The organism is Flocculibacter collagenilyticus (assembly GCF_016469335.1).
GTDB classification, from domain to species: Bacteria; Pseudomonadota; Gammaproteobacteria; order Enterobacterales; family Alteromonadaceae; genus Flocculibacter; species Flocculibacter collagenilyticus.
In genome coordinates this window covers 3,365,483-3,379,970 of the sequence record NZ_CP059888.1, presented here as the reverse complement: position 1 = coordinate 3,379,970, position 14,488 = coordinate 3,365,483, and the positions used below count along the sequence as shown (strand labels likewise).

Genomic DNA, 14,488 nt, shown 5'->3' with positions numbered 1-14,488 from the left:
TTTTATTATTTACGACGATATACACGTTGAACGTCATCAATCACGCGGATCTTTCTCATTACATTCGCTAAATGTATACGGTTTTTCAACGTTAGTTCAATATCGATGACGTATAGATTACTCTCTTTTTCATCTGTACTTAAATGCTGAATATTAGCGCCAGTTGCCGCAATAACGTTGGTTAGCTTTGCTAAAGCACCTTGGTGATTAATAATCTCTACACGAATATCAGTGTAAAACTCTTTTTCGCCAGTATCTTCCCAGCTGACCGCAAAGTACTTGGCGGGCTCACGTTGCCAATCCCTGATATTTCTACATTCACCACGGTGGATAGTTAACCCTTTGCCCTGGCTAACATGAGCCACAATATCATCTCCAGGGATTGGACGACAACATTTAGCATAGGTTATCAACATACCTTCAGCACCCACAATAGGTGTGGTATGTTTACGTGGCATTGCTTCTTCAATCTCTTCTTTTTCATCGCCTTGTAAGCGACGAGCAATTGCAATACTGACTAAGTTACCTAGGCCTATTTCAGTAAATAAAGCGTCTAAATTAGGTTGTTTAAAGTCAGCTAAAATTTGCTCCACTTTCCCTAATTCTATCTCCTCCAACTTAGTATCACCTAATGCTGATGTAAGTAAGCGCTTACCTAACCTTAGTGCTTCGTCATGTTTTTGTTTTTTCAAATAATTCCGAATACCTAAGCGTGCTTTTCCGGTAACAACAAAGTTTAACCAAGTAGCGTTTGGCTTAACGCCTGGGCTGGTAATGATTTCTACTGTTTGCCCAGTATCAAGCGGTTTACTAAGTGGGTGAGGTTTACGGTCTACACGGGATCCCACACATGCATTACCTACATCGGTATGAACCGAGTAAGCGAAGTCAACAGGGGTTGCACCCATTGGTAATTCTACAATGCGGCCGTCAGGGGTGAACACGTAAATTTCTTCTGGGAATAAATCGGTTTTTACGTTTTCTATAAACTCAAAGGATGAACCCGCGCTTTGTTGTAGCTCTAATAGGCTTTGCATCCACTGGCGAGCACGTTGCTGGGCAGTTGTATCGGCATTATCACCGCTTTTTTTATAAAGCCAGTGAGCAGCGACCCCTTTGTCTGCCATGTGGTCCATTTCTTCTGTTCTAATTTGTATTTCAACCGGAATACCATGAGGGCCAACAAGGGAGGTGTGAAGCGATTGATAACCGTTAGTTTTAGGAATCGCGATGTAATCTTTAAACCGAGTTTCAATGGGCTTATATAAATTGTGTACTACGCCAAGTACGCGATAGCAGGTATCTAAATCGTTAACTAAAACGCGGAAAGCATAAATGTCCATTACTTCGTTGAACATTAGCTCCTTGTTTAGCATTTTGCGATAAATACTATAGCGGTGCTTTTCGCGGCCAGACACTTGGCACTCAATGCCTGCATCTTGAATGCGCGTTACTATTTCCGCTTGGATGTTGTTGATTATTTCGCGGCGGTTGCCACGCGCTTGCTTTACGGCTGATCCTAATGCGCGGTATCGCATCGGGTAAAGAGCCTGAAAACCGAGATCTTCTAATTCATTCTTTATATCATGAATACCAAGGCGGTTTGCAATTGGTGCATAAATTTCAAGAGTTTCACGAGCGATTCGTCGTCGTTTATCCGGGCGAAGTGATCCTAGCGTGCGCATGTTATGAGTACGGTCGGCAAGTTTAATGAGAATGACCCGGATATCTTGGGTCATTGCCATAATCATTTTGCGGTAGTTTTCAGTTTGAAACTCTTCTTTGTTTTCAAAATGAATTTTTTCTAATTTACTTACCCCTTCCACTAAGTCAGCAACGGTTGCGCCAAATAATTCAGCGAGATCCTCTTTGGTGTAATCGGTATCTTCAATTACATCATGCATTAATGCCGCCATTAACGTTTCATAGTCTAAATGCATGTCGGCTAAAATCTTGGTCACGGCAACTGGGTGCGTAATATAAGGTTCGCCACTTGAACGCATTTGGCCTTCATGGGCATCTCTGGCAACGACATAAGCGTGTTGCACTAATTCAATATGCTCAGTTGGCAAATATTGCGTGATTTGTTGTTTTAAACCTTCAAAAAGATACATTTAACTCTCAAATTAACGTTTACGGTCACGTATTAACTTATGTAAATCAGCGACACATAGAATACTGGTGCAAGTGTAAGGTTAAATAACGAAAAGTTGTTCGTTACTGTAATTGTAGACACTAACTGAATACAGAAAATTTTACAGCGACTTTTAGCAATGATAAAGCAGAACTTTATTATTAATTGTAAGACGTTGGAAGTAGCAAAAGCTTATGACGTGATTGTTAGTGTCACTTTGTAAGTGATGAAATAGGTTGTTGTAAGGTAGTGTTTAGAAATCTGTGTCATTCCAGTATTATCAAGAAAATAGGAATGATACATGACTTAAAACTAAATGTAATAATGGCGCAAATTTTTCCCAGCTATTTGCGCCAAATTAAGGCTTTATGAAAAAAACTATTGGCATTTTACTCATCTTATATCCAGTACTAATATTTGTTTTGTGCGGTGTATACAATTTAGATTTTTTTTGGTTGTTTCATGAGCAATATAAAATCTATGACTTGCTTCATTCTTTATTTTCTTTAACGGCATTTTTAGTAGGAATACAGTTAATATCTAATAGAAAAAATATATTATTTTTTTGCTATATTGTTGGCGCCTTTTCTATTTATCAAATTCTCACATGGGACTTCAATTCAAAACGATACCTTGATGTTGTAAAAATTAAAACAGGCTCATATATCGCACTAACTCCCTATGATGGAGGTGCTTTCACATCGACCAGCTTTGTAAATGTTGAGCTTTATAAAAGGGTATATGTTTTATTTATGAAGCCGACGGTACTCAATACATATGACTCTGTTAAAAGTGGAAAAATACAGCTTAAAAAGAACGTCACTGTGAACGTAGAGCTTAATTTATACTCCAATGAGATTATATCTGAAGATATTACTTTATTACTTAATAAATAAGAGCTCTCTATCAAGTACTGTATTTTTTCTGAGATCAGTTAATCTAGACTAAAATACGTCAAATGTTATCGATAACATATTATCTTAGTGCTTATAAACAATTAGTGGAACGAGTACAGTCAATAAGAGGTCATGTAAACTACAGTGTTTGAATGCCCAAATTGAGAAGTTTTTTGAGCTGAATGTTGACTTTCTCAAGTATTCGTCTGGTAGTACCTACAAAATTTTGTACCTTAATACTCTCTAGTTGTGACAGGCTTATGCAATCCTGATTATTTCTGGCAAAGGCATTCTGGCGCGCCCGACCTCTTTTTAGTTTTCCTTGCTCAAGCTGTTAAGCTTGCCAAAGAGGAATAAAAGTTGTGCAAAAAGCTCAGCTAATAGTTCATGCTAGGTTTCGTTCTTTCGGTTTAGTTAGTATATATGTCAATCTCCCATCCTGAATAGCGAGGGTTATATTAATAGAAGGGGAAGTGAGTTACTTGAAAATTATTATGAATGAGGAAAGTCGATAGAGGGTGATTTCAGAGCAAATGCAGAACATCTCTAGCATTTGCTCAAAAATAACTAATCACACATTGTGATTATTCTTCACCACCAACAATTGCCGCTACAGCCGCAAGTTCGTCAGCTTCTTTTTGTGCTTCTTGTTCACGATCTAATTGATCCATAGATGACGTATCAATTAAACCTTGCTCAATTTCGCGAAGCGCTAAAACAGTTGGCTTGTCATTTTCTTCTTCAACTAAGCACTGTTTTCCTTCAACCGCAATTTGACGCGCACGACGTGATGCGACTAAAACAAGATCAAAACGGTTGCCTACTTTATCTACTGCATCTTCAACAGTTACACGAGCCATTTAGCACTCCAAAATTAGTTCGAAATTTACAAATTTAACACTGAGTTTTTAAACTTAGTTCGCCCACTTAGCATAAATACTTGAGGCATAAAGTGTACGAACCGCGTAGTTTACTAAATGCTTAATCATTAGCCAACAGTTGTTTTAATAATTCTTCATGTTTTATTGCTTGATTAGGGCTGCTTAAACGGTGGCTAAACACAATACTTTCTAAATCGTATAGCGCCTTATCAAAGTCATCATTAATAATTACATAATCATATTCATTATAGTGAGACATTTCAGATTGTGCCTGCGCCATACGCTTGGCAATGGTTTCTTGGCTGTCTTGACCGCGCTTATTAAGGCGACTTTCTAGTTCTTCGCGAGACGGGGGTAAGATAAAGATGCTGGTAATATCAGATCGCTTGTCACGCAGTTGGCGTGCACCTTGCCAGTCAATATCTAAAAATACGTCAATGCCTGCATCCAACTGCTGGCCAATGGCAATATTTGATGTGCCGTAATAATTACCAAATACTTCTGCCCATTCTAGAAAGGCGTCCTGCGCGATTAAGGCTTTAAAGTCATCTTGATGCGTAAAGTGGTAATGAACGCCATTCTCTTCACCCGGTCTAGGCGCTCGTGTTGTATGAGAAATCGAGACTTGCATGTCGCTATGTCTTTCAAGTAGGGCCTTAATTAAACTGGATTTTCCTGCACCGCTCGGAGAAGAAATAATGAATAAATTGCCTTTAGTTGTCATATGAATGCCAGATATTGTGTTCAAGTTAAAAATACTAATGTGGGCAATTGTACTAGGGGAATGCCTCGATTCCTACGCCTTTGCCATATTTGCGTAATAAAGTATGCGCATTATTAAGCAAAACTCCATTATTTTACTATGCTCAGTGTTGATCATTGGCGAAAAGCGCACAAAAAGCATAAAATGCATGCGCGACATAAACTTAAGGGAATAGAGTGAGTTTGTAGAATGGGATTGTTTACCGCCACTAATAATACTTAACCATATATTTAATATCCTACATTGGACTGTTTTGTATGCGAAGTTGAGGTCGTTAACATGCCACAAAGAATAAAAAAGTCGCGCTTATTGTTGTTTAGTAAAGATGAGTGTAACGAATGTGTATTGCACCTGCGAAAACAAACGGTATCCGTTTCACCATCATTAATGTCTTGTAGTACAACATCATATAAAGAAAAATCAATGACTAATAAAAAAACTATTTCCACAGGCTCGCCTACACTGACGGCGTTATCGGTGGCTATTACCTCTTCATTATTACTTACTGCTCATCCATTGATGGCGCAAGAAACTAATCAAGCTGACGTTGAAAGCGAGCAAGATAAGTCAGCCATTGAAGTGATTCAGGTTACTTCGCAAAAGCGTTTACAAAACCAGCAGCAAGTACCGATTGCGATTTCAGCCTTTAATGAAAATAGTATCAAGCGTTTAGGTGCTAACTCGTTATCCGAGTTGCAAGTGGCCGCACCTAGTTTTAATTTTGGTGCTAATGACAGACCGTCACGAGGCGAAATCAGTATTCGCGGTGTATCCGACTATTCGCGCAATGTAGGCTCTAGTGCCCGTGCCAGTGTGTATGTGGATGGTGTGTACATGGGGCGTTCTATGGCCGCTGACCAAAGCATGAACGACATTGAACGAGTTGAAGTATTGCGTGGCCCACAAGGTACGTTATTCGGTAAAGATACGGTTTCGGGAGCGGTAAGTATTATTACTAAATCGCCGTCAGACTTTTTTGAAGTAGATGTACTGGCTGAAACTGGCAACTATTTAGATCATAAATTTGCAGCGCGAGTTAATATGCCCGTTGCAGATAAACATGCCTTTAGTATTTCAGTGACTGATATTGAGAAGCAAGGTTATATTTATAATAGCACTTTGGAAAAAGACACCAATAACCTTTCGCGTTCCGCCTTACGAGCAAAGTGGAAGGCAGATATTAGCTCAAGTTTTAATCTAGTGTTCGGGTTTGACTATTTAGATGATGAGTCGGACTGGGCCATAGGTGAAAATATCGCTCCAGGTGAAGAAGATACGCCTTACGAAATAGCCAGTAATGTCGACACGTTCGATAATAAAGAAATTCAAGGCGGCTCAATTACCGCTAATTACGATTTTGATAATGGATTTAGCCTTACCTCGATTACGGGCTACCGAGACGCTGAGTTTAACGGATTAAATGACGAAGACTATTCTTCAGACAATGTTCTTACGGTTGGCTTTGTTGATGGTTCTAATCAAATATCTCAAGAGTTGAGATTGCTGTCTCCTAAGCATGATAAATATGACTACGTACTTGGTTTATATTATTTAGATCAGAATAATTCAAGCATCAGAACTGGCACGTTCGGTACAGATATCGCTGGTGGTGCAATTAATGGTGTAGAAATTATTAACTCATCGCGTAGTGGTTATCGCTCGCTTGCTGCCTACTTGCACGGAAATTATTACTGGTCAGATAAATGGGCATTCAATGCGGGGGTTAGGATTAATGATGAGAAAGTGTCGATAGACTTTAAGCAACAAAACCCAATTGCGTTTGCGTTTCCGACCATTGGTGATGGATTGGATGAACAGCGCGAAGTCAGTGATGTAAACGTATCGCCTAAAATTGGTGTTAACTATTTTATGAATGACAACATTATGTTGTATAGCTCACTGTCACGTGCTTACCGTAGTGCAGGTTTTAACGCAGACTTTATTCCTAATGTTGACAAGTTCCAGTTTGATAGAGAGCAAGCAACCAGTTTTGAGTTAGGCACAAAAATTGATGCACTTGATCGTACCATGCGCCTAAATTTAGCTGCGTTCTATGGTGAGTTTGAAGACTACCAAGTATTCCAGTTTACGCCGAATGATGACGGCACAACGACATTAGGCACTAGCAATGCAGCGGTTGCAATTAGTCAAGGTATTGAGGCTGAGCTTAATTATAAGCCGGTAGAGGACTTACTACTTATATTTAATGCTGCTTGGATTGATGCAGAGTTTGACACGTTTAAAAATGGTGGCGGCATCAATGTCGACTTTGATGGTAACGACTTACCGTTCTCGCCGCAGTTTAACTATTATTTAGCCGTAAATTACGACATTTATACTGACATGGGCGACTGGCGTTTAACGGTGGATCATAGCTATGAAGATGAGCGCTATAGCCATGCTGATAATTCGGATAGTAGCTATATTGAAAGTCATCACGTTACCAATGCGCGTGCCACTTTACTAATGCATGAAGGTGAATGGGAAGTGTCAGCTTGGATTAAAAATATAGCTGATAATGATGCAGTAACACACCGCAACACTACGTTCTTAGGCGTGAACACTGGCGTTTATGAATTACCACGTCGCTATGGGGTTAGTGTGCGTTATCGCTTCGAATAATTTACTGCATTTTAAGTGATTATTTTTCACGTACAGGTTGAACGTACAGGCAAATCCCGTTAGCTTAAGCATAAATAATAAAAATGGAGAAAAGGGATGTTAAAGTCTATTGGTATTGGGTTGCTTTTATTAATAACTATTTTTATTGGTATTGGCTTAGTTTTGCCAGAGTCGACCCAAGTGTCGCGGTCAATTGTTATTGAACGTGATATAGATACTGTATTTTCAAAGTTAAATAATATGCGTGAATTTAACTCATGGTCACCGTGGGCGGAATACGATCCTAATACTCGCTACGAATTCGCAGGCCCAGATGCAGGCGTGGGCGCCATCATGACGTGGAAGAGCGAAAATCCAAGTGTGGGAGGCGGTCGTCAGGAAATAGTGTCAAGCGTTAAAAATGACAAAGTGTCAGTAGACTTAATGTTTGAAGGGCAGGGTAGTGCTACCGCATATTATTTGGTGGAAGAAAAAAGTAACAATCAGACCAAAGTCACTTGGGGATTTAACACTTTGCATGGTTATAACATCATTAGCCGCTACATGGGGCTAATGTTTGACGAATGGATTGGTGCGGAATACCAAAAAGGGTTGAATAAATTAAAACAGGTGCTGGAAGCTAAAAATCGCTAAAACCTTTATTCATATTGCTGGCACAATATTACGAGTATAGTAATGCTAGGAAGAGGAAGGGCGATAATGTGTTGAAGCCTGTGTCATTTCGCTATCATTGAGAAATGACACATGACTCAATTTAATAAAGCATTAGTTTGAACTTTAATCTGGCAAAGGTGTAGTATCATCATGAAACAAACAGCTCACCAAAGCTGCTCAAAACTGAGTTAGAGCAGTACCCTCAATTAATAAACACTTAACCAAGTCGCAAAATAGGCTTAAGTTCGTTCAACTACGGCAGCTTCGGTAACATCACCTGCTACAGCAGCTTAAACTCAGCACTAACCGTCTTTCAACATGCCGCATGTTGGATAAAAAGCGAAATCATTTCATGTTGGTGCTGGGGTACCGATGTTAAATGTTGGTAAATGAATGTTTAATGTTGCTTATGTTTTATTTGTGTGAATAATGTGGTTTTTTAAAATGAATTTTAGAGTTCAACACAGCATTATTTAAATAAGATATAAGCGAATCATATTATGGATTACATGGCGTTAGTTAAAGGTATTTTGGGGCATTAGGTAAAGCATACGCATTTGGAAATATTGTTTATAAGCAATTTATCGGAAATCAAAAAGAAGCCAATAAGGTGTATAAGGCAGTGTACCCAACTTTACGAACAACCTTTGCTAAATATGGAAGAAAGTCAGAAGAATTTGAAGAACTTTTAAACTTGCTTGCAGGGCTGGCGCCTATAGGGGCTAAAAGAAATAACTTTATTAGGCGTTATATAAAGAATGCCGATGGCTGGAGACAATTACCAGCAAATCCAGATCAAATCCCGTATGGTTTTTGGTGGTAGTTATGAGTAATATAAAATGGAAACTCGTCTTTTTAATAATGGCGGTGGCATTTCTCGCATCATTGTTCGAAGGGTTTAACACCCCTGAAATTTTACAGCCTACACACCCAGCGATTATTTCTATTTTACTTGTGTTAACAGATGCCGCTACGGTTATTGCTGCATTTTGCTATGCGTTTAAAAAGCGCTTTATTGCCAATAGGCTGTTTTGGCAGCGTGTGCTAGCGGTTTATTTCATAACTAATTTTATTGCACTGTATTACGAATATACTCGTCCTAATGGTTATACCTTGCATGAAGTATTTTTACATGCGAACTTTACAGTATTATTTGTGATTGCCTTTGCTATGCCTACTTATTTTTATTATTCCAGTGATTTAGCATCTTCTGACGGCCGTACCTCGAATTAATTTGTCGGGTGGCGCTTCGCTTAACCGACCTACGCTTAACGTTTATGTTGTGTAGGTTGGAAAAGCCGTAGGCGCCTTCCGACATGTTGTATGGTTACTTGTAGGCTACTGTCCCATCACTTCTTTTAATGCACTTAAACAAAGTGAAATATTCTCTTTGCGCGCAGCGTAACCCATTAATCCAATGCGCCATGCTTTTCCTGCAAAATTTCCTAGGCCTGCACCAATTTCTAAATTAAATTCATTTAACAGCTTACTTCGCACCTTTGCATCTTCGATACCTTCTGGAATATAAACAGCATTTAACTGCGGTAATCTTTCATTTTCAGGCACAATAAATTCGATACCCAATTCAGTCAGGCCGTCGGCTAACACTTGATGCAACTGCTGGTGGCGTTTCCAGCTATTTTCTAATCCCTCTTGATACAGCATAACCAGTGATTCGTGTAGCCCATATAGCGCATTAACTGGCGCAGTATGGTGATAGCTGCGTTTACCTTCACCAGCCCAATAATCCATTACTAACGATTGGTCAAGGAACCAGCTTTGCACGTTAGTTTTGCGCATTTTTATTTTTTCTACCGCTGCGCTACTAAAACTAACGGGGGATAATCCAGGTACGCAGGATAAACATTTTTGGCTGCCTGAATAAATCGCGTCAATTTGCCAGTCGTCAACACGTAGCTCAACTCCGCCTAGTGAAGTGACCGCATCAACCAGTGTTAAACAGTCATACTGTTTAGCAATAGCACACAACGTTTGTGCGTCTGATAATGCACCCGTTGATGTTTCGGCATGAACAAAAGCAACAATTTTAGCATCGGTATTTTCTTTTAATGTTTGTTCAAGCTGATCAGGGTTGACCGCGCGCCCCCATTCTCCTTCAACTAGCACAGCTTCACCACCACAACGTTCAACGTTTTCTTGCATGCGATGGCCAAATACGCCGTTGATACAAATCACTACTTTATCGCCGGGTTCAACCAAGTTAACAAAACATGCTTCCATACCCGCAGAACCGGGTGCAGAAATGGCTAAGGTCATTTCATTTTCAGTTTGAAAGGCATACTTAAGTAAGTATTTCACTTCATCCATCATATTGATAAAGAGAGGATCTAAGTGACCAACCGTTGGACGAGAAAGTGCATTAAGGACTTGAGGAGAAATATCAGATGGACCTGGCCCCATAAGAATTCGACGCGGGGGATTGAATGAGGAGATGTGCATAGATGTGTCCTTATTATCGGTAATAATCAATAAATGTTGAGATGTAACCATATTAGCAAGGAATAAAATAAAAGAGGGAAATAACGCCCATTCGTTTAAATGATTTAGTAGAATGCTGAGTTAACACGCCTTAATCATTACAAAGAACTTAAGTTGATAACTATGACTGACACTACGAAAGTTGAGATCCATACCGATTACATTGAGCTTAACAAGCTATTGAAATTTGAAGCCATCGTGGCAAGTGGCGCTGAAGCTAAGCAGGTTATTAGCGCAAAAATGGTAATAGTAAATGGCCAGATTGTTGAGCAAACACGTAAAAAAGTGTTTCCGGGAGACATTGTCGAAGTGCAGGGGCAACTATTAGAAGTTGTAGCACAAACGGCATCTTAAGTTATTGTTTTTCGTAATATCACATGTGCTTAGCCTTTTGTTAGTTTTAATGCGTCGATCATGGTGTTGGCGGCTTTAAAGCCTAAGGCTCGGTATGCTTCATATTGCATCTCATCAAAAAACTGATCAGAAGTTGGTTGCTGTGGAAAGCGCGGGTAGCCTTTTTTATAGCTATAAATATCTTGAGACAGGCCATCTATCAAGGTGGGCTTAATCACGATTAGCGTGCCAGTGGTAGGTGATGAAGCCGCATTATTTTTGGATGCATGATAAGTAATTTTAGCCACAGCAAAGGCGCGTGTTGCAAGGTTGATTCCTAGCTTGTTTTTATCTTCGTTTGGTAATGTGTCCTCCAACGGGTACTCAGAACTAAATTGAATGTTAGTGTCGAAGTCAAGGCGCGCTTTTTCAATTAAATTACCTAAATCTTCAAACTGGTAATTAGGATCTGCACCGCCATCTGTGGCAATAATTAAAGGGCATTGGCGTCTAATTAGTTCGTATACTCCTGTATTTTCGAAATGGCCGCCATCTGTTAACTCAATACGTGAATTTTTTTCAGTAAACCCACTGCCAAATACTCCTTTTAACCCGGGCAAAAAGTAATTGGGTATTTGCCACAACGGTGCTTTATTTGGGTGCGTGGCCCAAAAGCCTAACCGAATATTTAAAAAACCCATTAAAAACGAAACGACAATATTGCGAGTGATACCATGTCCAGCCACGCCTGTATGAGGGTTGACAGCTGCGCCAGATATCGCCATTGCTGTTGATAGTGTCATTTTATTGCCCATATACTTAGCGGTCTTTTGCCAGCCGGTGGCGTTACTGCCACACCGTTTTGGCGATAAAATAAAATTATCACCACCGCGTCCTCGGTATTTAGCATTTTTCGAATTCGTAAGCACTAATGTGGTATTAACAATATGGTAAGGTTTGGTTTTTATATCGCTGAGTTTAAATTTATTCGCATCGGTTGCAGGGCGCCAACGATACATATTCTCTTCAGCGCTGTTTGCTTTTAATGGTTCGGCTTGTGGCATAAACGCTTCCATTAAGCGGTCACGGTACATTCTATGTAGCGACACATTATTTAAATTAACCAATAAACCTACTACAAGTGAAAACCCCAGAGTCCAATACCATAACTTAGGATCAGACTTAATGGCGATAACATAACAGAGGAGTAATATTGCTAAAATCATGGCTGCCGCAGCAATGAATGCGATAAGTTCACTGTGTTTGCCACTTTTTTCTGAACCATGAATTTGTGCTTTCACATTTAGCAAAGCCGTTATACTACTGCCGCCAATAGTCAGTATTGAAATCAATACGCTCTCGCTTTTTGAGTCGACGATAAGTTTATCAAGTAATTCATGAAGAGTAGGCAACAGCGCAATTACAACAAATAATGTGGCAAGCATTAGTAAAATGCCTTGTATTACTTGCAATGTTAATCGCCACAAATACGGTTTGCCAGCGGCGCTATGTAGCCACGACGACAACAAGGTATATACTGAATAACTGATTGATAAAAAACAGAATAATGCCAATAAGCAAATTGCAAGTAGTCCAAACATATTGATTTGGTTATAAATTAGGTCGATTGTTGAGCTGTCGCTGGTAAGTTCGTTGGAGACGAGCAGAGGTTGAAACCAGCCATTGAATACTGCTAATTGTAAGAGCGCAGTAGTAAGAGGAATATATACTAATAAAGAAAGCAGCAGGGTGCGTAAAATAACACTAATTAATGCAGAGGTGTTTAATAACTGAGTAGGAGTAAGGTAATTGGCATTTTGTCTAATAAAATTAAACATCACGCCATCTGAGATACCTTGCTGTTTTGCCCAAGTTACCGCTGCTCCACTATAGCCACCACCAGAAACAGTAGATAGATAATCAAGACAATCATATAACTTGCACGTTTTTAGTGCCCTTAGCACGCCTAGCGTAAATGCAGCAGAGCGAATACCGCCGCCGGAAAGAGCAAGCCCAGAAGGGTATTGTTTATTACCATTCAGATGCAGGGAAGAATTAGCCTGATTGTTATTGAAGTCAGCCAACTCTTCTTTATTTAAATTGGCCTGAATCAGATCGATATTTTGCGGTTCCATTGCTTGTGATCCTTTAGCTCCATATTTCCTATAAGTTTAGGACGGAATGCTCGAAAAACAAGCAATGACAGATTGTTCAAGGTGTGTAGGATCATATAAGCCATACAATATGACTTTCGCTAAAAGAGCTGCCAGATATATAGCTTAGGTAGTCAGTCCCGCACTATGCCTAAATCAAATGCTCAATTGAAGCGTTAATCTGGTAGAATCTGGTATGGTATACGCAACCTAGATGTGATTATTGATATGTGGCACATAGCGCCCAAGAAGTGACAGTCTCAATCAGTTTATTGAAGGTGAAAAATGGAAAGGCAGCAAATTAGTATTGTGGTGGGTTCTCGAAACCCTGTAAAGATAAACGCAACTCAGCAAGCATTTAGTGATCACTTTCCTGAGTGTGACATTATCTGTAAAGGAATAGATGCGCCTTCAGGTGTTGCTGCTCAACCTATGACAGAAGCTGAAACATTGCTTGGTGCGCAAAATCGCGTGGCATTTTGCCAAGCGAATGCAGCGGCGGACTATTATGTTGCGATAGAAGGCGGCGTAGAACATTTTTCATATGGTGTAGCTGCATTTGCATTTGTTGTTATTACCAATCACCAACAATCATCTGTTGGTAGAAGTTCAAACTTACCACTGCCACAAACTGTATATCACCAGCTTGATACAGGTATAGAGTTAGGCAGTGTGATGGATAAATTGTTTAATACTAACAATATTAAGCAAAAAGGTGGAGCCATGGCCTTGCTCACAAATAATCGTGAAACCCGCCAAAGTACATACACACAAGCATTAACCTTAGCGATGGCACCATTTTTACATCGCCAATTATTTAACCAATAACATGTGTGCTTATTAGCACTAAAACCTAGGATATTGAATGAAGTATCAGTGGATTTTATTTGACGCAGACGAAACCCTATTTCACTTTGATGCATTTAGTGGGTTGAAGCACTTGTTTAATCAGTATGATGTGACATTTTCGGCGCAAGACTATAATGAGTATCAGCAAACCAATAAGCGATTGTGGGATGAGTATCAGAATCACACCATTGATGCTGCGCAATTACAACATACACGCTTTAAGATTTGGGCAGATAAACTAGGTGTAGATACTCAAGTATTAAACAGTGGTTTTTTAAATTCGATGGCAGAAATTTGTGCTTTACTGCCAGGCGCTGGTGAATTACTTAGCTCACTATCTGGAAAAGTAAAAATGGGCATTATCACTAATGGGTTTACTGATTTACAGCAAATACGCTTACAGCGAACTGGCTTAAATAAAATGTTTGAGCATATTGTGATCTCTGAACAAGTTGGCGTCGCGAAGCCACATATCAATATTTTTGAGCATGCCTTTAAGCTCATGCAGCACCCAGAAAAAGACCAGATACTGATGGTAGGCGATAATCCTCATTCAGATATTAAAGGGGCAAATAATGCAGGCATTCATTCATGTTGGTTTAATCATCGCCAAGAACCAATGCCTGAAGGCATTAAGCCGCACTATCAAGTAACTAGCTTGGCTGAGCTGCAACAACTATTACATGCACCGACTAGATAAAATA

The 14,488-nt window shown here is 39.6% G+C and carries 13 protein-coding genes; 8 read left to right on the top strand and 5 right to left on the bottom strand.

The window, feature by feature from the left end:
• Window positions 1-5 precede the first annotated feature (5 nt).
• Window positions 6-2,114 (bottom strand): bifunctional GTP diphosphokinase/guanosine-3',5'-bis pyrophosphate 3'-pyrophosphohydrolase, encoded by a 2,109-nt coding sequence (spoT, locus tag HUU81_RS15005; RefSeq protein WP_199609725.1) that lies wholly within the window; start codon window positions 2,112-2,114, stop codon window positions 6-8.
• Between the two features lie 388 nt (window positions 2,115-2,502).
• On the opposite strand from spoT, the gene HUU81_RS15000 reads away from it, so the two are divergent.
• A complete protein-coding gene (locus tag HUU81_RS15000; RefSeq protein ID WP_199609724.1) occupies window positions 2,503-3,030 on the top strand; it encodes a hypothetical protein in 528 nt (175 codons plus the stop codon).
• A gap of 584 nt (window positions 3,031-3,614) precedes the next feature.
• Here the strand turns inward: HUU81_RS15000 and rpoZ are convergent.
• Together rpoZ and gmk are read right to left on the bottom strand one after the other, a co-directional pair.
• Window positions 3,615-3,890, bottom strand: a complete 276-nt coding sequence (gene rpoZ, locus HUU81_RS14995; RefSeq protein ID WP_199609723.1) for a DNA-directed RNA polymerase subunit omega — start codon at window positions 3,888-3,890, stop codon at window positions 3,615-3,617.
• Window positions 3,891-4,011: 121 nt separating this feature from the next.
• Entirely contained in the window at window positions 4,012-4,635 is a 624-nt protein-coding gene (gene gmk, locus HUU81_RS14990) for a guanylate kinase (protein ID WP_199612093.1), read from the bottom strand.
• Window positions 4,636-4,953: 318 nt separating this feature from the next.
• On the opposite strand from gmk, the gene HUU81_RS14985 reads away from it, so the two are divergent.
• The 4 genes from HUU81_RS14985 (at window position 4,954) to HUU81_RS14970 (ending at window position 9,183) form a co-directional block, all read left to right on the top strand.
• The gene (locus tag HUU81_RS14985; RefSeq protein WP_199609722.1) at window positions 4,954-7,296 is read left to right on the top strand and encodes a TonB-dependent receptor; all 2,343 of its coding nucleotides are present in this window, start codon (window positions 4,954-4,956) and stop codon (window positions 7,294-7,296) included.
• A gap of 96 nt (window positions 7,297-7,392) precedes the next feature.
• Window positions 7,393-7,929 carry an SRPBCC family protein gene (locus HUU81_RS14980; RefSeq protein ID WP_199609721.1) on the top strand — a complete coding sequence of 179 codons (537 nt, stop codon included), beginning with the start codon at window positions 7,393-7,395 and terminating at the stop codon, window positions 7,927-7,929.
• A 643-nt stretch (window positions 7,930-8,572) separates the two neighbouring features.
• Entirely contained in the window at window positions 8,573-8,773 is a 201-nt protein-coding gene (locus tag HUU81_RS14975; RefSeq protein ID WP_199609720.1) for a hypothetical protein, read from the top strand.
• 2 nt (window positions 8,774-8,775) lie between these two features.
• Window positions 8,776-9,183, top strand: a complete 408-nt coding sequence (locus tag HUU81_RS14970) for a hypothetical protein (protein WP_199609719.1) — start codon at window positions 8,776-8,778, stop codon at window positions 9,181-9,183.
• Window positions 9,184-9,288: 105 nt separating this feature from the next.
• On the opposite strand, the gene HUU81_RS14965 is transcribed toward HUU81_RS14970, so the two are convergent.
• Window positions 9,289-10,410, bottom strand: coding sequence for a pyridoxal-phosphate-dependent aminotransferase family protein (locus HUU81_RS14965; RefSeq protein ID WP_199609718.1), 1,122 nt, complete (start codon window positions 10,408-10,410; stop codon window positions 9,289-9,291).
• A gap of 162 nt (window positions 10,411-10,572) precedes the next feature.
• On the opposite strand from HUU81_RS14965, the gene HUU81_RS14960 reads away from it, so the two are divergent.
• Window positions 10,573-10,803, top strand: a complete 231-nt coding sequence (locus HUU81_RS14960; RefSeq protein WP_199609717.1) for an RNA-binding S4 domain-containing protein — start codon at window positions 10,573-10,575, stop codon at window positions 10,801-10,803.
• 29 nt (window positions 10,804-10,832) lie between these two features.
• Here the strand turns inward: HUU81_RS14960 and HUU81_RS14955 are convergent, their stop codons facing one another.
• The gene (locus HUU81_RS14955) at window positions 10,833-12,917 is read right to left on the bottom strand and encodes a patatin-like phospholipase family protein (RefSeq protein WP_199609716.1); all 2,085 of its coding nucleotides are present in this window, start codon (window positions 12,915-12,917) and stop codon (window positions 10,833-10,835) included.
• Window positions 12,918-13,220: 303 nt separating this feature from the next.
• Between HUU81_RS14955 and yjjX the strand changes: the two genes are divergently transcribed.
• Complete coding sequence (gene yjjX, locus HUU81_RS14950; protein ID WP_199609715.1) at window positions 13,221-13,763, top strand: inosine/xanthosine triphosphatase; 543 nt, start codon at window positions 13,221-13,223, stop codon at window positions 13,761-13,763.
• Between the two features lie 37 nt (window positions 13,764-13,800).
• Window positions 13,801-14,484, top strand: coding sequence for a pyrimidine 5'-nucleotidase (gene yjjG, locus HUU81_RS14945; protein ID WP_199609714.1), 684 nt, complete (start codon window positions 13,801-13,803; stop codon window positions 14,482-14,484).
• The last annotated feature ends 4 nt before the right edge of the window (window positions 14,485-14,488 follow it).

What these genes read in the sequence shown, in the direction of transcription:
- spoT (WP_199609725.1), bottom strand. Translation starts at nt 2,114, where the DNA reads ATGTATCTTTTTGAAGGTTTAAAACAACAAATCACGCAATATTTGCCA.
- HUU81_RS15000 (WP_199609724.1), top strand. Translation starts at nt 2,503, where the DNA reads ATGAAAAAAACTATTGGCATTTTACTCATCTTATATCCAGTACTAATA.
- rpoZ (WP_199609723.1), bottom strand. Translation starts at nt 3,890, where the DNA reads ATGGCTCGTGTAACTGTTGAAGATGCAGTAGATAAAGTAGGCAACCGT.
- gmk (WP_199612093.1), bottom strand. Translation starts at nt 4,635, where the DNA reads ATGACAACTAAAGGCAATTTATTCATTATTTCTTCTCCGAGCGGTGCA.
- HUU81_RS14985 (WP_199609722.1), top strand. Translation starts at nt 4,954, where the DNA reads ATGCCACAAAGAATAAAAAAGTCGCGCTTATTGTTGTTTAGTAAAGAT.
- HUU81_RS14980 (WP_199609721.1), top strand. Translation starts at nt 7,393, where the DNA reads ATGTTAAAGTCTATTGGTATTGGGTTGCTTTTATTAATAACTATTTTT.
- HUU81_RS14970 (WP_199609719.1), top strand. Translation starts at nt 8,776, where the DNA reads ATGAGTAATATAAAATGGAAACTCGTCTTTTTAATAATGGCGGTGGCA.
- HUU81_RS14965 (WP_199609718.1), bottom strand. Translation starts at nt 10,410, where the DNA reads ATGCACATCTCCTCATTCAATCCCCCGCGTCGAATTCTTATGGGGCCA.
- HUU81_RS14960 (WP_199609717.1), top strand. Translation starts at nt 10,573, where the DNA reads ATGACTGACACTACGAAAGTTGAGATCCATACCGATTACATTGAGCTT.
- HUU81_RS14955 (WP_199609716.1), bottom strand. Translation starts at nt 12,917, where the DNA reads ATGGAACCGCAAAATATCGATCTGATTCAGGCCAATTTAAATAAAGAA.
- yjjX (WP_199609715.1), top strand. Translation starts at nt 13,221, where the DNA reads ATGGAAAGGCAGCAAATTAGTATTGTGGTGGGTTCTCGAAACCCTGTA.
- yjjG (WP_199609714.1), top strand. Translation starts at nt 13,801, where the DNA reads ATGAAGTATCAGTGGATTTTATTTGACGCAGACGAAACCCTATTTCAC.